Origin of the sequence: Actinoplanes sp. CA-252034 (genome assembly GCF_050956125.1) — a bacterium.
GTDB lineage: Bacteria > Actinomycetota > Actinomycetes > Mycobacteriales > Micromonosporaceae > Actinoplanes.
This window is the reverse complement of the sequence record NZ_CP191846.1, coordinates 9,361,623-9,383,837: the sequence shown is the minus strand read 5'-3', so window position 1 is coordinate 9,383,837 and position 22,215 is coordinate 9,361,623. Positions and strand designations below refer to the sequence as shown.

At 71.2% G+C, this 22,215-nt stretch carries 22 protein-coding genes and 1 riboswitch; of the genes, 15 read left to right on the top strand and 7 right to left on the bottom strand.

What is annotated here, in order from left to right:
• Position 1: 1 nt before the first annotated feature.
• Together ACQPZW_RS42325 and ACQPZW_RS42320 are read right to left on the bottom strand one after the other, a co-directional pair.
• Complete coding sequence (locus ACQPZW_RS42325; RefSeq protein ID WP_317797349.1) at positions 2-244, bottom strand: DUF7455 domain-containing protein; 243 nt, start codon at positions 242-244, stop codon at positions 2-4.
• Positions 245-490: 246 nt separating this feature from the next.
• Positions 491-2,050, bottom strand: a complete 1,560-nt coding sequence (locus tag ACQPZW_RS42320; RefSeq protein WP_433791657.1) for an RNA polymerase sigma factor — start codon at positions 2,048-2,050, stop codon at positions 491-493.
• A gap of 270 nt (positions 2,051-2,320) precedes the next feature.
• Between ACQPZW_RS42320 and ACQPZW_RS42315 the strand changes: the two genes are divergently transcribed.
• Positions 2,321-3,127 (top strand): inositol monophosphatase family protein, encoded by an 807-nt coding sequence (locus ACQPZW_RS42315; protein WP_433791656.1) that lies wholly within the window; start codon positions 2,321-2,323, stop codon positions 3,125-3,127.
• 20 nt (positions 3,128-3,147) lie between these two features.
• Here the strand turns inward: ACQPZW_RS42315 and ACQPZW_RS42310 are convergent, their stop codons facing one another.
• Positions 3,148-3,702, bottom strand: a complete 555-nt coding sequence (locus tag ACQPZW_RS42310) for a LytR C-terminal domain-containing protein (protein ID WP_433791655.1) — start codon at positions 3,700-3,702, stop codon at positions 3,148-3,150.
• Between the two features lie 347 nt (positions 3,703-4,049).
• On the opposite strand from ACQPZW_RS42310, the gene ACQPZW_RS42305 reads away from it, so the two are divergent.
• Both ACQPZW_RS42305 and ACQPZW_RS42300 read left to right on the top strand, forming a co-directional pair.
• A complete protein-coding gene (locus ACQPZW_RS42305; RefSeq protein WP_045743100.1) occupies positions 4,050-4,346 on the top strand; it encodes a DUF4193 domain-containing protein in 297 nt (98 codons plus the stop codon).
• A gap of 144 nt (positions 4,347-4,490) precedes the next feature.
• A complete protein-coding gene (locus ACQPZW_RS42300; RefSeq protein WP_433791654.1) occupies positions 4,491-5,309 on the top strand; it encodes a hypothetical protein in 819 nt (272 codons plus the stop codon).
• On the opposite strand, the gene ACQPZW_RS42295 is transcribed toward ACQPZW_RS42300, so the two are convergent.
• A complete protein-coding gene (locus tag ACQPZW_RS42295) occupies positions 5,278-5,772 on the bottom strand; it encodes a DUF3093 domain-containing protein (RefSeq protein WP_433791653.1) in 495 nt (164 codons plus the stop codon). The two genes, ACQPZW_RS42300 and ACQPZW_RS42295, sit on opposite strands and share 32 nt — an antisense overlap.
• 91 nt (positions 5,773-5,863) lie before the next feature.
• On the opposite strand from ACQPZW_RS42295, the gene dut reads away from it, so the two are divergent.
• The 4 genes from dut (at position 5,864) to ACQPZW_RS42275 (ending at position 8,294) form a co-directional block, all read left to right on the top strand.
• Entirely contained in the window at positions 5,864-6,316 is a 453-nt protein-coding gene (gene dut, locus ACQPZW_RS42290) for a dUTP diphosphatase (protein WP_433791652.1), read from the top strand.
• Positions 6,317-6,344: 28 nt separating this feature from the next.
• Positions 6,345-7,019 carry a DUF3710 domain-containing protein gene (locus ACQPZW_RS42285; protein ID WP_433791651.1) on the top strand — a complete coding sequence of 225 codons (675 nt, stop codon included), beginning with the start codon at positions 6,345-6,347 and terminating at the stop codon, positions 7,017-7,019.
• A gap of 88 nt (positions 7,020-7,107) precedes the next feature.
• The gene (locus ACQPZW_RS42280; protein ID WP_433791650.1) at positions 7,108-7,485 is read left to right on the top strand and encodes an OB-fold nucleic acid binding domain-containing protein; all 378 of its coding nucleotides are present in this window, start codon (positions 7,108-7,110) and stop codon (positions 7,483-7,485) included.
• Positions 7,482-8,294: a DUF3159 domain-containing protein gene (locus tag ACQPZW_RS42275; protein ID WP_433791649.1), complete on the top strand. Its 813-nt coding sequence runs from the start codon at positions 7,482-7,484 to the stop codon at positions 8,292-8,294. Before ACQPZW_RS42280 ends, ACQPZW_RS42275 begins: the two co-directional genes overlap by 4 nt.
• Here ACQPZW_RS42275 and ACQPZW_RS42270 read toward each other — a convergent pair.
• Positions 8,262-8,948 carry a potassium channel family protein gene (locus tag ACQPZW_RS42270; RefSeq protein ID WP_433797782.1) on the bottom strand — a complete coding sequence of 229 codons (687 nt, stop codon included), beginning with the start codon at positions 8,946-8,948 and terminating at the stop codon, positions 8,262-8,264. The two genes, ACQPZW_RS42275 and ACQPZW_RS42270, sit on opposite strands and share 33 nt — an antisense overlap.
• The gene (locus ACQPZW_RS42265; RefSeq protein ID WP_433791648.1) at positions 8,945-9,610 is read right to left on the bottom strand and encodes a potassium channel family protein; all 666 of its coding nucleotides are present in this window, start codon (positions 9,608-9,610) and stop codon (positions 8,945-8,947) included. Before ACQPZW_RS42265 ends, ACQPZW_RS42270 begins: the two co-directional genes overlap by 4 nt.
• A gap of 138 nt (positions 9,611-9,748) precedes the next feature.
• Between ACQPZW_RS42265 and ACQPZW_RS42260 the strand changes: the two genes are divergently transcribed.
• Positions 9,749-11,830 carry an APC family permease gene (locus ACQPZW_RS42260; RefSeq protein ID WP_433797781.1) on the top strand — a complete coding sequence of 694 codons (2,082 nt, stop codon included), beginning with the start codon at positions 9,749-9,751 and terminating at the stop codon, positions 11,828-11,830.
• On the top strand, positions 11,827-13,140 hold the full coding sequence (locus tag ACQPZW_RS42255; protein ID WP_433791647.1) for a class I SAM-dependent RNA methyltransferase: 1,314 nt from the start codon (positions 11,827-11,829) through the stop codon (positions 13,138-13,140). Before ACQPZW_RS42260 ends, ACQPZW_RS42255 begins: the two co-directional genes overlap by 4 nt.
• 25 nt (positions 13,141-13,165) lie before the next feature.
• Here the strand turns inward: ACQPZW_RS42255 and ACQPZW_RS42250 are convergent, their stop codons facing one another.
• Positions 13,166-14,026: a bifunctional 5,10-methylenetetrahydrofolate dehydrogenase/5,10-methenyltetrahydrofolate cyclohydrolase gene (locus ACQPZW_RS42250; RefSeq protein WP_433791646.1), complete on the bottom strand. Its 861-nt coding sequence runs from the start codon at positions 14,024-14,026 to the stop codon at positions 13,166-13,168.
• Between the two features lie 13 nt (positions 14,027-14,039).
• Positions 14,040-14,122: riboswitch (ZMP/ZTP riboswitch) on the bottom strand.
• Positions 14,123-14,294: 172 nt separating this feature from the next.
• Here ACQPZW_RS42250 and dxs point away from each other — a divergent pair.
• The 6 genes from dxs to ACQPZW_RS42220 are packed head-to-tail and all read left to right on the top strand — an operon-like array spanning position 14,295 to position 22,185.
• Positions 14,295-16,175 (top strand): 1-deoxy-D-xylulose-5-phosphate synthase, encoded by a 1,881-nt coding sequence (dxs, locus tag ACQPZW_RS42245; RefSeq protein ID WP_433797780.1) that lies wholly within the window; start codon positions 14,295-14,297, stop codon positions 16,173-16,175.
• Between the two features lie 40 nt (positions 16,176-16,215).
• A complete protein-coding gene (locus tag ACQPZW_RS42240; protein WP_433791645.1) occupies positions 16,216-17,532 on the top strand; it encodes a PQQ-binding-like beta-propeller repeat protein in 1,317 nt (438 codons plus the stop codon).
• Positions 17,533-17,551: 19 nt separating this feature from the next.
• Positions 17,552-18,907, top strand: a complete 1,356-nt coding sequence (locus ACQPZW_RS42235; RefSeq protein ID WP_433791644.1) for a PQQ-binding-like beta-propeller repeat protein — start codon at positions 17,552-17,554, stop codon at positions 18,905-18,907.
• 30 nt (positions 18,908-18,937) lie between these two features.
• Complete coding sequence (locus ACQPZW_RS42230) at positions 18,938-20,260, top strand: PQQ-binding-like beta-propeller repeat protein (protein WP_433791643.1); 1,323 nt, start codon at positions 18,938-18,940, stop codon at positions 20,258-20,260.
• 33 nt (positions 20,261-20,293) lie between these two features.
• A complete protein-coding gene (locus ACQPZW_RS42225; RefSeq protein ID WP_433791642.1) occupies positions 20,294-20,968 on the top strand; it encodes a response regulator transcription factor in 675 nt (224 codons plus the stop codon).
• Entirely contained in the window at positions 20,965-22,185 is a 1,221-nt protein-coding gene (locus ACQPZW_RS42220) for a sensor histidine kinase (protein WP_433791641.1), read from the top strand. The genes ACQPZW_RS42225 and ACQPZW_RS42220 overlap by 4 nt, the downstream gene beginning before the upstream one ends.
• Positions 22,186-22,215: the final 30 nt, after the last annotated feature.

Sequence of the window (22,215 nt, the reverse complement as noted above, 5' to 3'; positions counted from 1 at the left end):
GCTAGTTGCTGGAGTTCGACATCATGTCCGCGCCGCGCCAGGTGAACTCGGGCTCAGCCGCATACTGCACCGCGATCTTCACCAGGTCCTCGGCGTACCGGTTGGCGTGGTGGCCACAGAAAACGAGTTCACTGCCACCCGCCAGGGTCAAACGGAGCTTCCCTGCTGCATTGCAGCGGTCGCACCGTTCATCGGCTGCGGGGCCGGCCAGACTACCTGCCGACGGCGTGAGAGTCGGGGTCATCGCCTTCCTCCTCTGTTCGTCACCGATGAACATGTTCCTCGGCTACTGCTCACACATCGTGCAACACCCTGCACCGTTGCAGCCTTCCCAGAGTGCCCCGGGGGGACCGGGATCACACCGTGGTTCCAGCTAGTGTGCCGTGATCCAAGGGTGCCACGTCAACGATCACTTCTGCACAACGGTCTGATCACCACCCGTTGATGTACGGGTGGTGACCAATCAGACACTGAATGTTGACCAAAGGACCTAGTCGAGGTAGTCCCGGAGGACCTGAGACCGCGACGGGTGCCGCAGCTTCGACATGGTCTTCGACTCGATCTGCCGGATCCGCTCACGGGTCACCCCGTAGACCTGGCCGATCTCGTCAAGCGTGCGCGGCTGCCCGTCGGTCAGACCGAACCGCAGCCGGACGACCCCCGCCTCACGCTCCGACAGCGTCTGCAGAACCTGCTGGAGCTGGTCCTGCAGGAGCGAGAAGGAGACCGCGTCGACGGCGACGACCGCCTCGGAGTCCTCGATGAAGTCACCGAGCTGGCTGTCGCCCTCGTCGCCGATCGTCTGGTCCAGCGAGATCGGCTCTCGAGCATACTGCTGGATCTCCAGCACCTTCTCCGGCGTGATGTCCATCTCCTTGGCCAGCTCCTCCGGGGTGGGCTCACGGCCCAGGTCCTGGAGCAGCTCGCGCTGGATGCGCCCGAGCTTGTTGATGACCTCGACCATGTGCACCGGTATGCGGATGGTGCGGGCCTGGTCGGCCATGGCGCGGGTGATGGCCTGCCGGATCCACCAGGTGGCGTACGTGGAGAACTTGTAGCCCTTGGTGTAGTCGAACTTCTCGACCGCGCGGATCAGGCCGAGGTTGCCCTCCTGGATCAGGTCCAGGAACGCCATGCCACGACCGGTGTAGCGCTTGGCCAGCGAGACCACGAGCCGGAGGTTGGCCTCGAGCAGGTGGTTCTTGGCGCGGTCGCCGTCCCGGTTGATCCACTTGAGGTCACGCTCGAAGTTGCGCTCGAGCGCCTCCTCGCCCTCGTCGGCGGCGCGCAGCCGCTCGGCGGCGTAGAGGCCGGCCTCGATCCGCTTGGCGAGCTCGACCTCCTGCTCCGCGTTGAGCAGCGGAACCTTGCCGATCTGCTTGAGGTAGGCACGGACCGAGTCGGCCGAGGCGGTCAGCTCCGCGTCTCGGCGGGCCTGCTTGAGAGCCTCGGACTCCTCGTCGTCCCACTCGAAGTCGCCGTCGGTGGCCGAGCTGGCGGCGTCGGTGGCGGCAGCCACCACGAGGGCGACCGGCTCCTCGATCACCACGTCCTCGACCGCGGCGGCGAGCTCCTCGGGATCGATCTCTTCGCCGGGGCCCTCCTCGCCGGGTGCGGCGCCCTTCGTCGGCGCGGCTTTCTTGGCCGGCACGGCGGCCTTGGCGGCGGTGGCCTTGCGGACCGGCGCCGCCTTCTTGGCCGGCGCGGGCGTGGCGTCGCCGCCGAGGGCGGGAGCGGCCTGCTTGGGCGCGGGCGCCGCCTTCTTGGCCGGTGCCGTCTTGGCGGTGGTGGCCCGGGACGCCGGAGTGGTGGAGCGGGCGGCGGCGACCTTCGGCCGACGGGTGCTGACCGAGCCGTCGACCACGACGGTGATGCCGGCGTCCACCAGCCCCCGCAGGATCTTCTTGGCCTGCGCCGGGTTGACCGCGGCGGACTCGAGCGTATGCGCGACCTGGGCCGATGTGAGTTGCCCGCCCGCACCCTGGGCATGGGTGATCAAGGCCTCGGTGAGAGAGCGAACGTCGGCACCGTTCTGGTGGGCTTCTGTCACGAATGACCTTCCGGAGGCGATGAGGTTGGGCACGGCCGCGGTCCAGCGCAGCACGCGGGGGCGAGCGTCGCCGGAGTCGGTTTGTGGGGGCCCCCGGGTCACGGACCGTGCCGGTGGCGTGTCCGTGAAGCGGTGGGCAGGGGTGAATTGTAGCGCCGCTTACCGAGATCCTCCGCCCGCAGCACGCCGCCGGGGCCCGACGACCTCGTCAGAGACGCCTGAAGCGAGAATGGTATCGGCGGAAAGGACCCCTACGTGAGCGAGATTCCGATGGTATCGACACCTGGCGAGTTGTTGTCCGTCGCGGTGCGGATCGCCCGTGAGGCGGCCGTGACGGCCCGCAGGATGCGGGACGAGGCGATCGGCGACGTGCAGACCAAGAGCACCGACACCGACGTGGTGACCGCGGCCGACAAGGCGGTGGAACGGCAGGTGGTGGAGGCGCTCGCGGCGGAGCGGCCCGGCGACGGCGTCCTCGGCGAGGAGTACGGGGACTCGGTCGACGTCGACCCCGGCGCCGTCCGGTGGATCCTCGACCCGATCGACGGCACCGTGAACTACCTCTACGGCCTGCCGCAGTATGCCGTCTCGCTGGCCGCCGAGCGCGACGGCGAGGTGGTGGCCGGAGTGGTGATCAACGCGGCCACCGGTGACGAGTGGACGGCCACCCGGGGCGGCGGCGCCTGGCGGGCCGGGCGGCGCCTCAGCGGCTCGGAGCGGACCACTCTGGATCAGACCCTGGTCGGGACCGGGTTCGGCTACGACGCGCGGCGACGGGCCCATCAGGGGGCGGTGCTGGCCCGGCTGATCACCCGGGTGCGTGACATCCGGCGTCTCGGCGCGGCGGCCCTGGACCTCTGCCTGACCGCCGAGGGCTCGCTCGACGCGTACTTCGAGAAGGGTCTCAACCTGTGGGATCACGCGGCCGGCGGGCTGATCGCGACCGAGGCGGGCCTGATCGTCGCGGGGCTGTCCGGGGAGCCGGCCGGTGGCCGGATGCTGGTGGCCGCCCCGCCGGCGATCTTCCCGGCCCTGCACGACGCGCTGGTCGAGCTGGACGCGGCCGGCGGCCCGTGAGGGCGCCGGCCACGACCGGGTCACTCGGTCTCGGGCTCGGTCGTCTCGGTGACCGGCTTGAGGCAGGCCCCCGGGGGCAGTGTCGGCTCGCCCTCGGCGCCCAGCGACTGGTTCACCTCGGTGGTGGTGGCCAGCGCCTGGAACTTGTCGCCGATGATGATGTCGATGACGTCGCCCTTGCGCTTGGCGTTGTAGACCATCGTCGACTGAGCCAGGAAGTACGCCCGGAGCAGCTGCGCCTTGCCGACGGTGTCCGGCCCGTACCGGATCTCGGCGACGCCCTCGACCTTGGTCTTGCTCTTGCCCGGCTTCTCCACGACGAAACGGCGGTTGGCGAACTCGTTGGTGACCTGCTCGGCCAGGTCGGCCTTGCTGGTCCCGTTGAAGACCTTGATCTTGACGACGGCCGGGTCGTTCGGGAGCCGGATGTCGGCCAGCGGCGCTCCGGCCGGGCAGTCGATGCCGTTGCTGCTGCCGCGCTGGGTGTCCCGGAAGAGGGTGACGACGACGAAGACCACCGCGGCCACGGCGAGCACACCGACGACTACCAGCGCTCGGACGCGGGCAAAGCTCATGGGTCGGCTCCAGGATCGGGGGACGGACCCGGGTAAGGTGCCCGGGCCTGTCGAGAGGTTAACGTCTGTCCGCCAGGGGCGCGGAAACAGGGAATGCTTCCGGCGCGTTGACGATGATCCAGTGGCTGGGGCCCCTACTTTGATGTCGCCTCGGTCACATCGGGAACAATGTGCCGCCGGAGTGCGTACAAGCCTGCCGCGTCAGCGGTAATGTTCCGCGCCCACCGGGGGCGGTTTTCTGAGGTCCGAACGGGTGTCAGAAATCCTCCAGCGGAACCGGGAACCGAAACCCTGCCAATGGCGTTACAAACGCCAAGTGACACATCGATACAGGAGAGTGAAGACCGATGGCCACCGACTACGACGCCCCGCGTCGCGATGAGGTCGACCTCGGCGAGGACAGCCTCGAGGAGCTCAAGGCCCGCCGCGCCGACTCGCAGTCGGGCGCAGTGGACGTCGACGAGGTCGAGGTGGCGGAGAGCTTCGAGCTACCCGGCGCCGACCTCGCCGACGAGGAGCTCACCGTCAAGGTGCTGCCGATGCAGACCGACGAGTTCCGCTGCTCCCGCTGTTTCCTCGTGCACCACCGCAGCCAGCTCGCGGTGGAGCGGAACGGGGAGCTGATCTGCCGCGAGTGCGCCTGAGCGCACTCGCGCGCAGCGCGCCAACTCACCCGATCGCGGCAGTCGCGGTCGGGCGTACGGCGTTCGACGAAGGTTTGACAGGGGGTTTGACCCTGGGGCGTGACCGGGCACAGGGTGCCGGTGACGACCACGGGAAGGACGACGATGAGCCAGCCGGAGCGCGCGACCGAACCCGGCGCTGAGATCGTGCCTGCTGAGACCGACCACGCGCCGGAGGAGGTGGGCCGCACCGTCGCGGCCCTCACCGCGGACGACCTGGAGCCCGGTGGCCGGCGCCGACTTCTCGGCCGGCTCGCCGGGCAGGTCCGCCAGAGCGGCGCCGGACGGCTGTTCCGGCCGAAGGCGGCCCTGCAGTGGGTCACCGACCAGGTCACCACGCTGGCGCCGCACGTCCCGGTCCGGAACCGGGAGACACTGCGCCGGCACTTCCCCGGCCTGGACGACACGGAGCTGGCCGAGCGCCTGATCCGCAACGCCGCCCGGGCCACGGCCGGTGTCGGCGTGGCCGGGGGCGGCATCGCAGCGGTCGAGTGGGTCGCCACGCCGACCCTGCTCTCCGCGCCGGTGCTGCTGGCCACCGAGACGGTGGCGGTGGTCGCGATCGAGATCAAGCTGATCGGCGAGCTGCACGAGATCTATGGCCGCCCGATCACCGGGACTACCGGCGAGCGAGCCCTGAAGCTGGTCGAGGCGTGGTCCGGCCGGCGCGGGGTGAACCCGCTGGTCCCCGGCGTCGGGGTGGCCACGGTGCTCGGTACGGCGGCCCGCAAGGAGCTGCAGAAGTCGTTGTTGAAGCGGTTCGGCCGCAACCTGACGACGCTCGGGCCGATGCTAACCGGCGCGGCCGTTGCGAGTTACCTCAACCGGCGGGCCACCCGGCAGGTCGGCGAGAGCGTCCACGCCGATCTGCGCAAGCAGCCGCCGACACTGGTCACGCCCGCTCGACGCGAGCTCGGCGACTGACCTCCAGCAGCGTGGTCGCCAGCTCGACCGGCCGGCGGGTGCTGACCACCCAGAACGGGGTCGGGTCGGCCGGGTCGTCGAGCAGCACCTGCACGGCCGGGCCGATCCACGCCCGCTGCACCACGAAGGCCAGCGGATGCGAGCCGACCCCGAGCGCCTCGCGTTTGCCCGCGGCGTCGAGCGCCACCACCGCGGAGATGAACTCGACAGGCAGGCGGGCGTCGTCGACGCGGAACTCGTCCGGGGTGACCTCGACGAGCAACCGGTTCAGGGGCAGCAGGACGAGCAGGCCGAGCGGGACCACCACCGCATACGGCAACCACACCGGCACCTCGGGGACACCCAGCATCAGCTCGGTGGCGAGGATCGCTCCGGCCAGGAGCGCGGCCGGCCAGGCCCACCACGGGAGACGAAGCCGTTCCTGATGGGCCGCCACCGTGCGGGCCGGGGACTCGGGTGTCACCCTCGAAGGGTACGGCGCGCCTCCGTGGCGGGGCGCGGCAGGATGGCAGGGTAGGTGCCGCCCGCAGTACCCCAGTGAAGGAACACCCGCCGTGACCGATGTGATCGTCCAGGTCCTCCGGATCGACCCGGATCTGCCCCTGCCGGCCTACGCTCATCCGGGCGACGCCGGCGCCGACCTGGTCGCGGCCGAGGAGGCGGAGATCGCCCCGGGCGCGCGCGTCAAGGTCCGCACCGGTGTCGCCATCGCTCTTCCGGAGGGCTTCGTGGGCCTCGTTCACCCGCGCTCCGGGCTGGCGGCGCGACTGGGGGTGACGGTCCTCAACGCGCCCGGTACGGTCGACGCCGGTTACCGTGGCGAGATCCTGGTGAACCTGATCAATCACGATCGGGAGAGCACCGTCAAGATCTCCCGGGGCGACCGGATCGCCCAGCTCGTGATCCAGCGGGTGGAGCGGGCGGCGTTCCATGCCGTGGACGCCCTCGACGACACCGCGCGCGGCGCGGGCGGCCACGGTTCGACCGGCGGCCACCAGGCCCTCTGAGCTTTGCGAAAAGGAAAGGCTGGCAGTGATGTTCTCCCGTAAGCGCGGTGCCGCGAAGCACGTTCGGTCGGCTGACGCGCCGCCCTCCAAGGCGCTCGCCGACAGCCTCGCCTCCGAAGGCCTGCCGCCGGCGCCCGAGTTCGGCCCCTGGGACGCCCGGTACGCCCCGGAGGGCGTGCAGCGGCTCGACCTGGGCAGCCTGCAGATCCCCGCGATGGAGGGCGTCGAGGTGCGGGTGCAGGCCAACCCGGACGGCGGCGTGGAGCAGGTCGTCCTGGTCGACGGGGAGAGCGCCCTGCAGTTGGGGGTCTTCGCGGCGCCGAAGACCGAGGGCATCTGGAGCGAGGTGCGCGAGGAGATCGCCGGGGCGATGGCCGCCGACGGGGTCAGCCCGCGGGAGGTCGACGGGCGGTACGGCGTCGAGTTGATGGCCCGGGTGAACACCCCGGAGGGCCCGGCCGACGTGCGGTTCGTCGGCGTGGACGGCCCGCGGTGGATGGTGCGGGCGCTCTACCAGGGCGCGGCCGCCTCCGACCCGGGTCGTGAGGGCGTGCTCGGCGAGGTGTTGTCCGGTCTCGTCGTGGTCCGGGACAACGAGCCCCGCCCGGTCCGTGAGCCGTTGCCGATGCGGCTGCCGAAGGAGATGGCCGAGCAGGGCCAGGCCACGGCTCAGCCGGGCGCCAACGGCAATCCGCTCCAGTGACCTAGATCACCCGGGCGCTTCGGGCGTAGCGTGGTCGTCGAGCACACGCGCACACCGCGTCGCGTCGATGAAGGGTGACGGCCAAGTCATGACGACCGAAGAGCGCACCGGAATCCGCCGGTTCCTGAGCCGGCTGACGGCGACGGACTCGGAGCTGGACGCGGAGGAGTTGCAGCGGGACAGCGCCAAGTGCGGCGCCGTCCCGGCCGGCCAGTGCCGCCGTGGGCAGGTCGTTTCGGTATCGGGGCGGCTGCGCACGGTGGCGTACACTCCACGCACCAACCTGCCTACGCTGGAGGCCGACCTCTACGACGGCAGTGATGTGGTCACGCTGGTCTTCCTGGGGCGCCGGTCCATCGCCGGCATCGAACCGGGGCGTCAGCTCACCGCGCGAGGCCGGATCGCGATCCGGGACGATCGCAAGGTGATCTACAACCCCTACTACGAGCTGGAGGCGCCCCGGTGACAACCGGAAGCGACCCGCGTCACGCCGCGCACGAGTCGGTCGAGGAGCGGATCGCCGAGCTCGTCGGGGACGCCGAGGAGAAACTGGCCGCGGAGATCATCGCGGAGCAGGATCTGCATCCGGTCGCCAAGGGGCAGCCCGGTGACGAGGAGCCCCTCCCGTCGATGAGCGAGCAGATCGCCGAGCAGCTCGGCGGTGTGCGCGGCCTCATCGAGTCCAGCGTCCCGGTGCTCGCCTTCGTGCTGCTCAACGTGCTTCTCAGCCTCGAGGCCCTGGGCTTGGAGAAGCGGGAGGCGCTGCTCTGGGCGATCGTCGGCTCGGTCGGTTCGGCGCTGGCCATCGGCGGTGTCCGGCTGGTCCGCCGGCAGCCGGTCCGGCACGCGGTGAACGGCCTGTTCGGCATCGCGCTCGGCGCGTGGCTCGCGTGGCGTACCGGTGATGCCAAGAACTTCTATCTGCCCGGCATCCTTCTCACCTTCGGGCAGTCCGCGGTGCTGCTGGTCTCGGTCGCCTTCCGTAAGCCCCTCATCGGGTACGCCTGGGGCATCATGGCCAACAAGGGCAGGCAGGACTGGTTCGCCAACGCCCGGCTGTTCCGGACCTTCCAGTGGCTGACCGTGCTCTGGGCCATCTCGCTCACCGTCCGGGCCGGCATCCAGTTCGTCCTCTACCTGATGGGCGAGGCGAACGCGATCGGTGTCGTCCGGATCCTGGTGAGCTGGCCCATCTACGCCGCCACCTTCGCCTTCACCATCTGGGCCGTCCACCGGGTGACGTCAACCCAGCGGCGGGACACCCCGGTCGCCTAGCACCACGGCGCGGACCTGGTCCTCGACCTCGCTGGTGCACACGAAGATCAGCTCGTCGCCGGCCTCCAGCGGGTCGTCCGGCGTCGGCACCAGGACCCGCTTGCCGCGCAGGATGGCGACCAGAGCGGCGTCGCGCGGCATCGGCACCGACCGCACCGGCTGGCCCTCGTACGGCGCGTCCTTGGGCAGGGTGATCTCGACGAGGTTCGCCTCGCCCTGCCGGAAGGTCATCAGCCGGACCAGGTCGCCGACCGTCACCGCCTCCTCGACCAGGGCGGCCATCAGGCGGGGCTTGCTCACCGCGACGTCGACGCCCCACTGCTCGGTGAAGAGCCACTCGTTCTCCGCCCGGTTCACCCGGGACACCACCCGGGGCACCGCGAACTCCGTCTTGGCCAGCAGCGACACGACCAGGTTGGCCTTGTCGTCGCCGGTCGCCGCGACCACCACGTCACAGCCGGCCAGGTCGGCCTCCTCCAGGCTGCTCAGCTCGCAGGCGTCGGCGAGGACCCAGCGCGCCTCGGGCACCCGCTCCGGGCACAACTGACGGGGGTGCCGCTCGATCAGCATGACCTCGTGCCCGTTGCCGATCAGCTCCTGGGCGATCGACCGGCCCACGTTGCCGGCTCCCGCGATGGCGATGCGCACGGTCAGTTCCCTTCCTTGTCGGCGCCCTGGGCGATGTCCAGCACCTGGTCCACGGTCTCGTCGGTGACCAGCATGTAGATCTGGTCGCCGTCCTGCAGGACGGTGGACGGCTGGGCCAGCATGCCGAGCCCGAACCGGGCCATGTACGCGACCCGGGAGCCGGTCCGGTCCTCCAGCGACTTGACGGTGCGGCCGATCCAGTCCCGGTGCAGCGGCGTCTCCACGATGCTGACCACACTGGTCGGGTCACGGAACACCTCGACCCGCTGGTCCGGCACCAGGAACCGGTACATCCGGTCGGCCGCCCAGCGGATCGTGGCGATCGTCGGGATGCCCAGGCGCTCGTAGACCTGCGCGCGCCGGGAGTCGTAGATCCGGGCCACCACCCGGGAGACACCGAACGTCTCGCGGGCCAGCCGGGCCGAGATGATGTTGGAGTTGTCACCGCTGGAGACGGCGGCGAACGCGTCGGCCCGCTCGACGCCGGCGGCCTGCAACACGTCCCGGTCGAAGCCGATACCGTTCACGGTGACACCGCCGAAGCCGTCACCGAGACGGCGGAACGCCTCCGCGTCACGGTCGATCACGACGACCTGATGACCCTGGGCGTCGAGCTTCAGGGCCAGCGTCGAACCGAGCCGGCCGCACCCCATGATGACCACGTGCACGGTTCGTGCCCTCCGAATCTGTACGGACCAGCGAGGCTTGGTCAGGACCCACCTCGCGCCGGCCCAGCAGTACGTTATCTGTCGGCCTCCACCGTCCTGAACAAGCCTCGTCGTGAGCCTGCCATGCCCCGTGCACGGATGCTGTCCGGGGCGGGCCACACGCCGAAAGGTCCGCCCGTACGCTTGGCACTCGTGGCAAGTACCACCTCTCTAGCCAAACGGCTACTGCTAGGCCGGCCGTTCCGCTCGGACAAGCTGCAGCACACGCTGCTGCCCAAGCGGATCGCGCTCCCGGTCTTCGCGAGCGACGCGCTCTCCAGCGTGGCGTACGCCCCCGACGAGATCCTGCTGACGCTCTCGATCGCGGGCGCCGGCGCCTACCTCTACTCGCCCTGGGTGACGCTCGCGGTCGCGGTGGTCATGGTGACCGTGGTCGCCAGCTACCGGCAGAACGTGCACGCCTACCCGTCCGGCGGGGGCGACTACGAGGTGGCCACGGTCAACCTCGGGTCGAAGGCCGGTCTCGGGGTGGCCAGCGCGCTGCTCGTCGACTACATCCTCACGGTGGCGGTGTCGATCTCGTCCGGGGTGAGCAACCTGGGATCGGTCGTCCCCTGGGTGGCCACCCACAAGGTCGTCATCGCCATCATCGCGATCGTGGTGCTCAGCGCGCTCAACCTGCGCGGCCTGCGAGAGTCGGGGGCGGCGTTCGCCGTACCCACCTATCTCTTCATCATCGTCATCGTCGGCATGATCGTCACCGGCCTGGTCCGGGTGTTCCTGCTCGGCGACGACCTGCGGGCGCCCAGCGCCGGCCTGACGATCGTCGCCGAGGACGAGTTCACCCAGGTCGGGTTCGCGTTCCTGCTGTTACGGACGTTCTCGTCCGGCTGTGCGGCGCTGACCGGTGTCGAGGCGATCTCCAACGGGGTGCCCGCCTTCAAGAAGCCGAAGAGCAAGAACGCGGCGACCACCCTGCTGCTGCTCGGCGGCCTGTCGATCGTGATGCTTTACGGCATCGTCCTGCTGGCCCAGGCGACCCACCTGAAGTTCGTGGAGAACCCGACGCTGCAGATCATCCCGAACGCGGCCTCCGAGGGGTACACCCAGAAGACCGTCACCACCCAGCTCGCGGAGACCGTCTTCGGCAGCGGGTCGATCCTGCTCTACCTGGTCGGCGCGGTCACCGCCCTGATCCTGTTCCTGGCCGCGAACACGGCCTTCAACGGCTTCCCGGTGCTCGGCTCGATCCTCGCCCAGGACCGGTACCTGCCACGTCAGCTGCACACCCGCGGTGACCGGCTGGCGTTCAGCAACGGCATCCTCTTCCTGGCGGTCGCGGCGATCGTGCTGATCGTGGCGTTCGAGGCCGAGGTCACCCGGCTCATCCAGCTCTACATCGTGGGTGTGTTCGTGTCGTTCACCCTGTCCCAGCTCGGCATGATCCGGCACTGGAACCGGCTGTTGCGGACCCAGCGCGACCCGGCCCGGCGGCGGCAGATGGTGCGGTCCCGGGCGATCAACACGTTCGGCATGATCCTCACCGGCGCGGTCCTGATCGTCGTGCTGATCACCAAGTTCCTGCTCGGCGCATGGATCGCGATCGCCGCCATGATCGTGATCTACGGGCTGATGGTGGCCATCCACCGGCACTACACCCGAGTCGCCGAGGAACTCAAGCCGACCGACGAACGGCCCGTCCTGCCCTCCCGCAACCACGCGATCGTGCTGGTCAGCAAGGTTCACAAGCCGACCCTGCGCGCGCTGGCCTACGCACAGGCGACCCGGCCCGACACGCTCACCGCGGTCACCGTGAACGTCGACGACAACGACACGCGCGCCATCCAGGCCGAGTGGGAGCGCCGGCAGCTCCCGGTGCCGCTCACCGTGGTCGACTCGCCGTACCGGGAGATCACCAAGCCGATCATCGACTTCGTCAAGAACACCCGCCGGGCCTCGCCGCGCGACGTGGTGACAGTGTTCGTCCCGGAGTATGTGGTCGGCCGATGGTGGGAGAATCTGCTGCACAACCAGAGCGCTCTGCGGATCAAGGGCCGGCTGCTCTTCGAGCAGGGCGTCATGGTGGTCAGCGTGCCCTGGCAGCTGCGCTCCAGCCAGGACCGCAACCTCGACCGCATGGACCGGGTGCTGAGCCAGGCCCCGGCCCGCGGCCCCCGCGTCCAGTCCAGCCTCGACTCCGAGGACGGTGAGCAGCCGTGACCGTCGCCGACGACCGGCTGTCCGCCGGAGATCTGATCGAGGGCGACCGGGTGGAGGTCGTCGTGGGCGCGCCCGCGCACGGCGGGCACTGCGTCGCCCGGATCGGCGGCCCGCACGGCCGGGTCGTCTTCGTCCGGCACGCACTGCCCGGCGAACGCGTCACCGTCGAGATCACCGAGCTGCACCGCGGCTACCTGCGGGGCGATGCCGTCGAGATCCACGAGGCCTCCCCGGACCGGGTCACCCCGCCGTGCCCGTACGCCCGTCCCGGCGCCTGCGGCGGCTGTGACCTTCAGCACGCCTCCGGCGAGGCGCAGCTGCGGTGGAAGACGGAGGTGGTCCGGGAGCAGCTGATCCGGCTGGCCGGCCTCGACCCCGACGACCTGGGGGTACGGGTGGAGCCGCTCCCGCCGCCGCTGAACCGTCCCGCTGACGAGCCGGGGCAGCTGCTCGGGTGGCGCAGCCGGATCCGGTACGCGATCGACGCGGCCGGCCGTCCCGGTCTGCTCCAGCACCGGTCGCACCAGGTCGTGCCGATCGACCGCTGCCGGATCGCCCACCCGGCGATCCAGGAGCTGGACGTGCTCGCCAACGACTGGCCCAACGTCGACTCCCTGCAGGCCGTCGCCTCCACCGGCGGCGATGTCGTGGTGCTCGGCCGCCCGTCCGGCGCGTCCGGCCCGGCCCCGGGCGACGACCTCGCCGAAGCCCCGGAGGGCGGCCCGTTGTTCCGTCTGTCCGGCCCGGCCGAGGTGATCGAGTTGGCCGTCGGCCGCGCGTGGCGGCTCCCGCCGCAGGGTTTCTGGCAGGTCCATCCGTCAGCCGCGGACACCCTGGTCAACACGGTCCTGGAGATGCTGCGGCCGGCCGCGGGGGAGACCGCGTGGGACCTCTACGGTGGCGCCGGTCTGTTCGCCGCCGCCGTGGCCGAGCGCACCGGCGGGCGGGTCACCGTCGTCGAGTCGTCCGCGACCGGAGTGGCCGCGGCCCGCGCCAACCTCGCCGGCCTCCCGCACGCCGAGTTCGTCGAGGCCCGGGTGGAGGTGGCGCTGAGCCGGCGGCGGGTGACCGGCCCGGTCGACCTGGTGGTCCTCGACCCGCCGCGGGCCGGGGCGGGCGCCCGGGTGGTCCGGGCGCTGGCCGCCGCCCGGCCGCGCGCGATCGCCTACGTGGCGTGTGACCCGGCGGCCCTGGCCCGCGACCTGAAGACGTTCGTCTCGCTGGGCTGGCGGGTCGAGAGGCTGCGAGCCTTCGACTGCTTCCCGATGACCCAGCACATCGAGTGCGTCGCCCACCTGGTCCCGGCCTGACCCGCCCCGACGACGGCGTACCCGCTCAGGGGTTGGCTCTCTCGGCGGCCGCCACCGCATTGCGGAAGAGCATCGCGACCGTCGTCGGGCCCACGCCGCCGACCCGCGGGGTGATGGCGCCGGCCACCTCGGCACAGGTCTCCTCGACGTCGGGGAGCAGCCGGCGGCCCTCGTAGCGGACGCCGGCGCCGATCACGACCGCGCCCGGCTTGACGTGTTCGGGCTTGACGATGCCGGGGACGCCGACCGCGGCGATCAGGATGTCGGCGCGCTGCGCGTACCGTGGCCAGTCCTTGACGCCGGTGTGCACGACCGTGACCGCGGCGTTGGCGGTGGGCCGTTTCTGGGCCAGCAGCATGGCGAGCGGGCGGCCGAGGGTGGCGCCGCGGCCGAGGATGACGACCTCGCGGCCGGAGACCTCGATGCCGTGGAAGGCGAGCAGCGCCTCGATGCCGGCCGGGGTGCACGGCAGCGGACCGGGCAGGCCGACGGCGAGGCGGCCCATGTTGAGCGGGTGCATGCCGTCGACGTCCTTGTCGGGATCGAGGGTCTGCAGCGCGGCGTCGTAGTCGAGATGCGCCGGGATCGGGTACTGGATGAGGACGCCGTGCACGTCTTCGTCGTCGTTGTAGCTCGCGATGACCTTCAGCAGGTCGGCCTGGGTGACGTCACCGCCGAGGTGCTCGTGCGGGGACTCGAAGCCCAGCTCGGCGGCCTGCTTCTGCTTGATCCGGATGTAGCCCGCGGAGGCGTCGTCGTCGCCGACCAGGATGGTGGCGAGGCTGGGCCGGATGCCGCGGTCCTTGAGCTTGGCGACCCGGGCCTTGACGTCGTCGAGGACGGCCTCGGCGACGGGCGCACCGGGCAGGAGACGAGCAGTGGACATGTGTGACTCCTCAGCCGGGAGCCCAGGCGGTCGACTCCTCGTGACGAGCTCCCCGATGGTTCGACCATCCCTGTGCCGCCAGTCGCTGCGTGCCTCCCAGGATGCCGGACGGCTCCCTCCATCGCCCACCCGGGGTGCGGCTGTACGCCGGTCGGGGGAGGCCGCGATTGTGTGGAGGAATGGTGACGGTCCGTTCGCTCAAGTCGCGTCCTGGCCCGGCGGGGATAGACTCCAACCTCATGAGCGACTCCCCTCGACCCCGGCCGGCCTGCTGCCCAGCATCACCAATCCGGGTGATCTGAAGCGACTGACCGCGGAGCAGCTGCCCCTGCTCGCGGCCGAGATCCGAGACTTCCTCGTCGCCAAGGTGTCGCGGACCGGGGGACACCTCGGGCCCAACCTCGGTGTGGTCGAGATGACCCTGGCGCTGCACCGGGTCTTCGACTCCCCACGCGACAAGATCCTCTTCGACACCGGTCACCAGTCGTATGTCCACAAGATCGTGACCGGCCGGCAGGACGGCTTCGACCTGCTGCGCCAGCGGGGCGGCCTCACCGGTTACCCCAGCCGGGCCGAGAGCGACCACGACCTGATCGAGAACTCGCACGCCTCCACGGCGCTGTCCTACGCCGACGGTCTGGCCAAGGCGTTCGCGCTGCGCGGCGAGGACCGGCACGTGGTCGCGGTGGTCGGTGACGGCGCGCTGACCGGTGGCATGTGCTGGGAGGCGCTCAACAACATCGCCGCCACGAGGAACCGTCTGGTCATCGTGGTCAACGACAACGGCCGCTCCTACGCGCCGACCATCGGCGGTCTCGCCGACCACCTGTCCACGCTGCGTCTCAACCCGGGCTACGAGAAGGTGCTCGACCTGGTCAAGGACGCGCTGGGCCAGACGCCGGTGGTGGGCAAGCCGGTCTTCGAGGTGCTGCACGCTGTCAAGAAGGGCATCAAGGACGCCGTCAGCCCCCAGCCGATGTTCGAGGACCTGGGCCTGAAATACATCGGGCCGGTCGACGGCCACGACCATCAGGCCATGGAGTCGGCGCTGCGGCGGGCCAAGGGCTTCAACGCGCCGGTCATCGTCCACGCGGTGACCCGCAAGGGCTACGGTTACCGCCCCGCCGAGCAGGACGAGGCGGACTGCCTGCACGGCCCGGGCGCGTTCGACCCGCAGACCGGCGCGCTGACCGCCAAGCCGTCGCTGAAGTGGACCGCGGTCTTCGCCGACGAGCTGGTCCGGATCGCCGACGAGCGGCTGGACGTGGTGGGCATCACGGCCGCGATGGCCGAGCCGACCGGCATCGCCGAGCTGGCCAAGAAATACCCGGAGCGCACCTACGACGTGGGCATCGCCGAGCAGCATGCGGCGACGTCGGCGGCCGGTCTCGCGATGGGTGGCCTGCACCCGGTCGTGGCGGTCTACGCGACCTTCCTCAACCGGGCGTTCGACCAGGTCCTGCTGGACGTGGCGATGCACAACCTGCCGGTGACGTTCGTGCTCGACCGGGCCGGTATAACGGGGCCGGACGGGCCGAGCCACTACGGCATGTGGGACATGAGCGTCTTCGGTGTGGTCCCGGGCCTGCGGATCGCCGCGCCGCGGGACGCCGCGACCCTGCGGGAGGAGCTGCGCGAGGCGGTCGCGGTCGACGACGGGCCGACGATCGTGCGCTTCCCGACCGGCGCGGTCGCGCCGGACACCCCGGCGATCCGCCGGGTCGGCCAGGTGGACGTGCTGCGCGAGGGCGAAAGCCGGGACATCCTGCTGGTCGCGGTCGGCTCCTTCGTGGGCCTCGCGCTGGAGGCCGCGGAGAGGATCACCGAGCAGGGGTACGGAGTGACGGTCGTCGACCCGCGCTGGGTCCGTCCCGTGCCGATCGAGCTGACCGGCCTGGCCGCCCAGCACCGGGCGGTCGTGACGCTGGAGGACGGTGTGCGGGCCGGCGGCGTCGGTGACGCGGTGGCGAGCGCCCTGCGTGACGCGGGCGTGTCCACCCCGCTGCGCGACTTCGGTGTGCCGGTCGGCTTCCACCCGCACGGCACCCGGGCCGAGATCCTCGCCTCGCTCGGGCTCACCTCGCAGGATGTCGCCCGTGAGGTGACCGAGTTCGTGTCGCGTCTTGCGCAGCCCGATATCCGCGTCTGACCCCTGGGCAACTTCGTTACTGAAAAGTTACCGTTGGCGGATGGGTGCGGACACCGTCAGCGGGCCACTGGTGATCGACCTCGGGTATGACCGGGGCGAGCCGATCACGTACGGGCGGCCGGGACGGCATTCGCTGCCGTCCTGGCTGGTCCCGGTCATGGTCGCGACGATGGTGCTCTTCGCCGCCACCGCCTCCGGCCCGCCGCCGCCCCCGCTGCTGGCCGCGCTCACCCGGGTCGAGATCGGCTCCGGCGACCCCTACCTGGTGACCGGCACCGGTCAGCTGGTGGTCCAGTCGGCCGGCCGGCTCATCTCCTACGACCTGGCCACCGGCGCTCCGCAGTGGCAGGTCCGCCGGCAGGTCCCGGTCTACCGGCTGCGCTCCGGCGACGGACTGCTGCTCCTGCGCCCGTGGGGCGCCGGCAACACCGAGCCCGGCACCACGGCGGTCTCCCTGACCACCGGCGTCGAGCAGTGGCACAACCCCCGCAGCGTGGTCAGCTTCGAGGGCACCGGCCTGGTCCTCTCGGTCGAGGGGGTGCGCAGCCAGTCCTCCGGCACCGGCCGCCGCGTCGAACGGGCCGTCGAGGCGATCGACCCGGCCACCGGGCGGATCCGTTGGAGCGTCCAGGTGCCGTCGACCGCGGTCGTGCTCAGCGTGCCCGCGCCGGCCGGCGACACGGCCCGGATGCTGATGGTCCGCGACGACCTGGTCGCCCAGCTGTACGACGGGCGGAGCGGCGCCCTGATCGCCGAACGGACGGTGCCGGCCGCCAACTACGACCCGGACAACCCGCTGATCGTCGGGGGAGTGATCCTGCTGCGGCATCCCGGGCCCTCCGGCATCGAAGTGTCCGCGTTCGACCCGGCGACCCTGCGGCCGCTGTGGACCCAGCCGGTCGGCAACACCCGGGAGGTACGGCCGTGCGGCCCCCTGGCCTGCCTGATCGGCCTGGACGGCGTACGGGCCGTCGACCCGCCGACCGGTGACGTGCGCTGGCGCCGGCCGGGCTGGCGGTCGATCGAGAGGATCGGCGGGGGGCTGATCGCGTACGCCGACGGCCCGAGCTCGCCGACCGCCCTGGTGGACCCGGCGACCGGCCGGGTGCTCGTCGACCTGACCGGCTGGCGGCCGCTCGACGGAGCGAGCACGGGCGGGGAACTGCTGGTCACCCGGGAGGCCGGGGCGGATCCGCGTACCATGGTCGCCGTCGTGGACCCGCGCCTGTCCCGGCCGCGCGTGCTCGCCGAGCTGCCCGCCGGCACCGGGGAGTGCCAGTCCGCCCCGGAGCGGCTGATCTGTCGGTCGATGTACGGCGAGCTGGTCGTCTGGTCCTACAGGGCCGAGACGGCGTGATCCTCAGGAAGGTTGTGGCGTGGCGCTGATCGAGCTAGATCTGGACGCCCCACCCGATCGGCTCACCGGGCGCCGCACCCCACCCCCGTGGCGCTACCGCCCGCTCGGCCTGGCGCTGGCCGTGCTCCTGGTGCTGGCGGTCGCCGGAGCGGCCCCGCCGGCCGGGACGTTCTGGCACCCGCTCGGGCTGATCCCGACCGGGACCGCCGCCGAGTCGATGATCCAGATCGCCGGTGGCCGGGTGTTCACCTTCCCGCTCGCCGGGCAGAGCCGCACCCTCGCCGCGTGGGATCCGCAGCCGTCCCCGCACCGCCTGTGGAGCGTCGAGGTGCCGGTCAGCGCCACGTTCGATCCCGCGAACGGCGTCTTCGGCGCGGTCCGGGTGCAGCGGATCGGTGATCTGCTGCTGGTCGGCGCCGGCCTGTCCAGCACGGTTCTCGACCCGGACACCGGGGCGATCCGGTGGACCACACCGAACCGGGTCATCCCGGTGCCGGGTGGCCTCGCCGTCCTCACCGACCGGATCTTCCGGCCCGGCACGCTCTACGACCAGGAGTCCGGCGCGCCGGGGATGCTCTACTTCTCGGCCGACGGACAGCCGCACGTGGAGCCGCCGGTCCGGACCGAGGTGCGCGGCCTCGACCTGGCCACCGGCGAGGTGCTGTGGACCACCACCCCCGGTGGCTCGGTGACCGCCGAGGCGGCCGGCGGCGACGGCCCGCCCGCCGTCCTGATCACCGAGTCCGACCGGCTGAGCCTGCGTGACGCCCGCACCGGCGAGGTGCTGCGCGAGACCGAGCTGCCCGAGGAGGCCGGCTCCGGGCCGGGCACCAGCGACGTGCTCGACGACGTGGCCCTGATCGGCTATCCGGAGGCGGGGGTGCAGGCCGGGTACGACGTCCGGACCCTGGAGCGACTCTGGACCCGTGACCTGCACACCGACGGCGAACCGGACAACTGCGCGGGTCTGCTGTGCACCGGTGGGAAGGGTGAGGTGCGGGTGCTGGACCGGCGGACCGGGCAGGTCACCTGGTCGGCCCCGGCCGAGACGGAGCTGGCTGCCCGGGCCGGGGCGGTGCTGATGAGCCGGCCGGACGGAGACGGGCCGGAGATGCTGGTCGACGCCGTGACCGGGGCGCTTCGTGTCGACCTGACCGGCTGGACCGGTGAGGTGGAGGGCTTCGGCTCGCGCGGGCTCGTGCTGTGGCGGGCCGAGAAGGACGGTGGACGGGCGTTCGGGGCGGTGCTGCCCGGCGCGGCGGAGGTCCGCTATCTCGGGCCGGCCGACGGGCTGGGCGGGGAGTGCGGCGGTGACGACCGGTACGTAGTCTGTCGTGAGGTTCGAGGGCTGCGGGTGTGGGCCTACCGGATCTGAGACCGGTAGGCGTTCACATGGGGGCAGTCGTTGCGTGATGCCCTGATCGATCTCGGTGAGGTGCCGTCCGGTGGGCCGGGTGAGCCGGAGGCCGCACTGCCACGGCCGCCGTGGCCGTACCGCTGGATCCTCGGTCCTCTCACCGTCCTGCTGGCCGTGCTGCTCGGCGGCGGTGGACCGCCGCCGCAACCACCGCCCGGCCCGGTCGTCCTTCCGATCACCCTGGGTGACGGCATCAGGGTCGGCGACGCCCGGCTCTACGTGATCGGCCAGGCCCAGCCGATCGGCACGGTGATCCGGACCTACGTCATCCAGGCCTACGATCTCCCCGAGGTGACGCCGGCCGACTCCTACCGGGTCACCGTGTCCGGCGACGTCTACTCCGTGGCCGACGCCGGCAACGGTGTCCTGCTGATCAGCTACAACGACAACGAGTGGGCCGTTCCCGGGCTGATGGCGGTGCGACCCGGCGACGGCGAGCCGATCTGGCGACGGCCGGCGGCCCTGTTCGGTCTCTCCGGCGACCGCGGCACGGCGCTGATCCAGGAGGAGACCGCGCCGACACGGCCGGACAACCGGATCGTCTGGCGGGCCGTCGACCCTCGCACCGGCTCCGCCCGCTGGTCGATCGAGCAGCCGGTGGACGGGCAGATGGCGATCACGCCCTTCTCCGGCACGGGCCTGCCGGCCCGCCTCTCCGTGGTGCACGGCGACGGCCGGGTGGAGGTCCACGACGTGCTCACCGGCGCGGTCGACGGTGGCTTCCGGCTGCCGCGGCCTCTCGGCGAGGACTCGGTGGTCTGGGTCGCCGGCGGGCTCCTGATCGTCGGGTACGGCGCCGACGAGACGATCGCCTACGACGAGCGGACCCTCGCCGAGCGCTGGCGGCACGACGGCCGGATGATGCCGGCGAACGGGTACGCGCAGAGTTGTGAGCCGATGGTCTGTGTGGCGGAGATCCAGGAGGGCTTCACCGGCTACGACCCCGCGACCGGGCGGCGGCTCTGGCAGGCGGAGGGATACGACTCGAGCGAGGTGATCGGTGACCACGTGCTCATCGCCCACGCCAGCCAGACCGAACCCGCCCTCGCGGTGCTGGACCCGTCGACCGGCCGGACCGACGCGGTGCCCGGCTCCTGGACGAGCGGCGGCCCCGGCCCCTCGCCCGGCACCGCCTACGTCTACCGGTTGCAGCAGGTCGGATACGAGCTGCGGTACGGCGTCCTCGACCTCGCCACCGGACGGGTACGGGTGCTCGGCCACGCCGAACGCATAGCCGGGGACTGCCAGTTCACGGCGGGTGTCCTGATCTGCCGCCGGCTGGACTCGTCCATCGCGATCTGGCGTCTTTGAACTAGCCTTCACGTACGAGCTTGGAGGTCGCACGTGCGGGTGCTGGTGGTCGAAGACGAGCGGGACATGGCCGACGCCATCGTGCGAGGGCTGCGCCGTAAGGGCATGGCGGTGGACGTCGCCTACGACGGTTCGCAAGGGCACGAGATGGCCTACGTGACCAGGTATGACGTGGTCGTGCTCGATCGGGACCTGCCCGGCATGCACGGTGACGAGATCTGCGCGGCCCTGGTCGAGTCGGGGGCGCTGACGCGGGTCCTGATGCTGACCGCGAGCTCCTCGGTCGAGGACAAGGTGGAGGGCCTGGAGCTGGGCGCCGACGACTATCTGGCCAAGCCGTTCGACTTCAAGGAGCTGGTGGCCCGGGTGCAGGCGCTGGGGCGGCGGGCCACGCCGGTCGCGCCGCCGGTGCTGAGCGTCGGCAACCTGATGCTGGACCAGTCACGCCGGGTGGTGACCCGTGGCGGGGCCGTGCTGGAGCTCACCAACAAGGAGTTCTGCGTCCTCGAGGAGCTGCTCAAGGCCAAGGGTGGGGTGGTGTCCAGTGAGGAGCTGCTGGAGCGGGTCTGGGATGCCAACACCGACCCGTTCACCACGACGGTCCGGGTCACCATCAACACGCTGCGTAAGAAGATCGGTGATCCACCGTTGATCGAGACCGTGGTGGGCGCCGGCTACCGGATTCCCGAGCCGGTCGTGGCCTCGTGACCGTCTATCCCGGACTCCGCAGTCGTGGCCTCCGGTTCGACGTGCGGCCCACGCTGCGGCTGCGCCTGACCCTGCTCAACGGGATCCTGCTGGTCGGCGCCGGTGCGGTGCTGGTGCTGCTGGCATGGCTGCTGGTCAGCGAGTCGCTGCACCCGGTCGACGAGCTGCAACAGAACTCGATGGTGACACTGCGCGACGGCACCACCCGTGAGGCGCTGGCCTGGCAGACCGAGATGGTCGCGCAGGCCTCCCGCGAGCTGCTGATCAAGGGGTTCAGTGCGCTGGCGGCGGTCGGGATCGTCGGGGTCGCCCTGGCGTACGCGGTGACCGGCCGGGCGCTGCGGCCGCTGCGCGACGTGACCCAGACCGCGCAGCGGCTCGGTGAGGCGACGCTGGACCAGCGGATCCGCTACTCCGGTTCGGACGGCGAGGTGGCCGAGCTGGCCCGCACCTTCGACGCGATGCTGGACCGGCTGGCGGCTGCGTTCGAGTCGCAGAAGAGGTTCGTGGCGAACGCGTCGCACGAGCTGCGCACTCCGCTCGCGGTCATGCGGACCGAGATCGACGTGACGCTCAGCGACGACGAGGCGGACGTGGCCGAGTTCCGGCGGATGGCCAAGGTGGTCCGCAACGCCTCGGAACGGGCCAACGGGCTGGTCGACGCGCTGCTGGTGCTGGCCCGGTCGGAGGCGCAGTCCGGCCGGCGGCTGGTGCGCAAGGTGCCCGCCGACCTGGCGCTCAGCGTGCAGAACGCGCTGTCCGCGGTGAAGGTGGAGGCGGAGCGGCTGAAACTGGAGGTCACCACGGATCTCGGGCCGGCTCCGGTGGTCGGTGACCCGAGTCTGCTGGACCGGCTCGCCGGCAACCTGATCGAGAACGCGATCCGGTACAACCATCTGCTCGGCCGGCTGTGGTTGCGTACCGAGTCGTCGGGTGGCCAGGCCCGTCTGATCGTCGGCAACACCGGGTACGAGGTGGAGCCCGTCGACGTGCCGGGGCTGTTCGAGCCGTTCCGGCGGGGCGGTTGGGAGCGCACCGGATCGCGGGGCTCGGGGCTGGGGCTGTCGATCGTGCGGGCGGTCTGTGACGCACACGGCGGCACGGTGTCGGCGGTCGCCCAGGAGGGTGGCGGGCTCGAGGTGACGGTGGCTCTGCCGGCCGCTGACATGACGCCCGTGGTGGCGGCGTCGGCGAGCGTTTCGCGCACCCGTAACTGACAGTGATCATTGCGGTAGCTGAAAGGGCTG

Bases quoted from the DNA above. Each gene is read 5' to 3' on its own strand.
- ACQPZW_RS42325 (WP_317797349.1), bottom strand. From the start codon at position 244: ATGACCCCGACTCTCACGCCGTCGGCAGGTAGTCTGGCCGGCCCCGCA.
- ACQPZW_RS42285 (WP_433791651.1), top strand. From the start codon at position 6,345: ATGTTCTCCCGTAAGCGCGGTGCCGCGAAGCACGTTCGGTCGGCTGAC.
- ACQPZW_RS42260 (WP_433797781.1), top strand. From the start codon at position 9,749: ATGCTGTCCGGGGCGGGCCACACGCCGAAAGGTCCGCCCGTACGCTTG.
- ACQPZW_RS42305 (WP_045743100.1), top strand. From the start codon at position 4,050: ATGGCCACCGACTACGACGCCCCGCGTCGCGATGAGGTCGACCTCGGC.
- ACQPZW_RS42250 (WP_433791646.1), bottom strand. From the start codon at position 14,026: ATGTCCACTGCTCGTCTCCTGCCCGGTGCGCCCGTCGCCGAGGCCGTC.
- ACQPZW_RS42310 (WP_433791655.1), bottom strand. From the start codon at position 3,702: ATGAGCTTTGCCCGCGTCCGAGCGCTGGTAGTCGTCGGTGTGCTCGCC.
- ACQPZW_RS42240 (WP_433791645.1), top strand. From the start codon at position 16,216: ATGGGTGCGGACACCGTCAGCGGGCCACTGGTGATCGACCTCGGGTAT.
- ACQPZW_RS42315 (WP_433791656.1), top strand. From the start codon at position 2,321: ATGGTATCGACACCTGGCGAGTTGTTGTCCGTCGCGGTGCGGATCGCC.
- ACQPZW_RS42300 (WP_433791654.1), top strand. From the start codon at position 4,491: ATGAGCCAGCCGGAGCGCGCGACCGAACCCGGCGCTGAGATCGTGCCT.
- ACQPZW_RS42280 (WP_433791650.1), top strand. From the start codon at position 7,108: ATGACGACCGAAGAGCGCACCGGAATCCGCCGGTTCCTGAGCCGGCTG.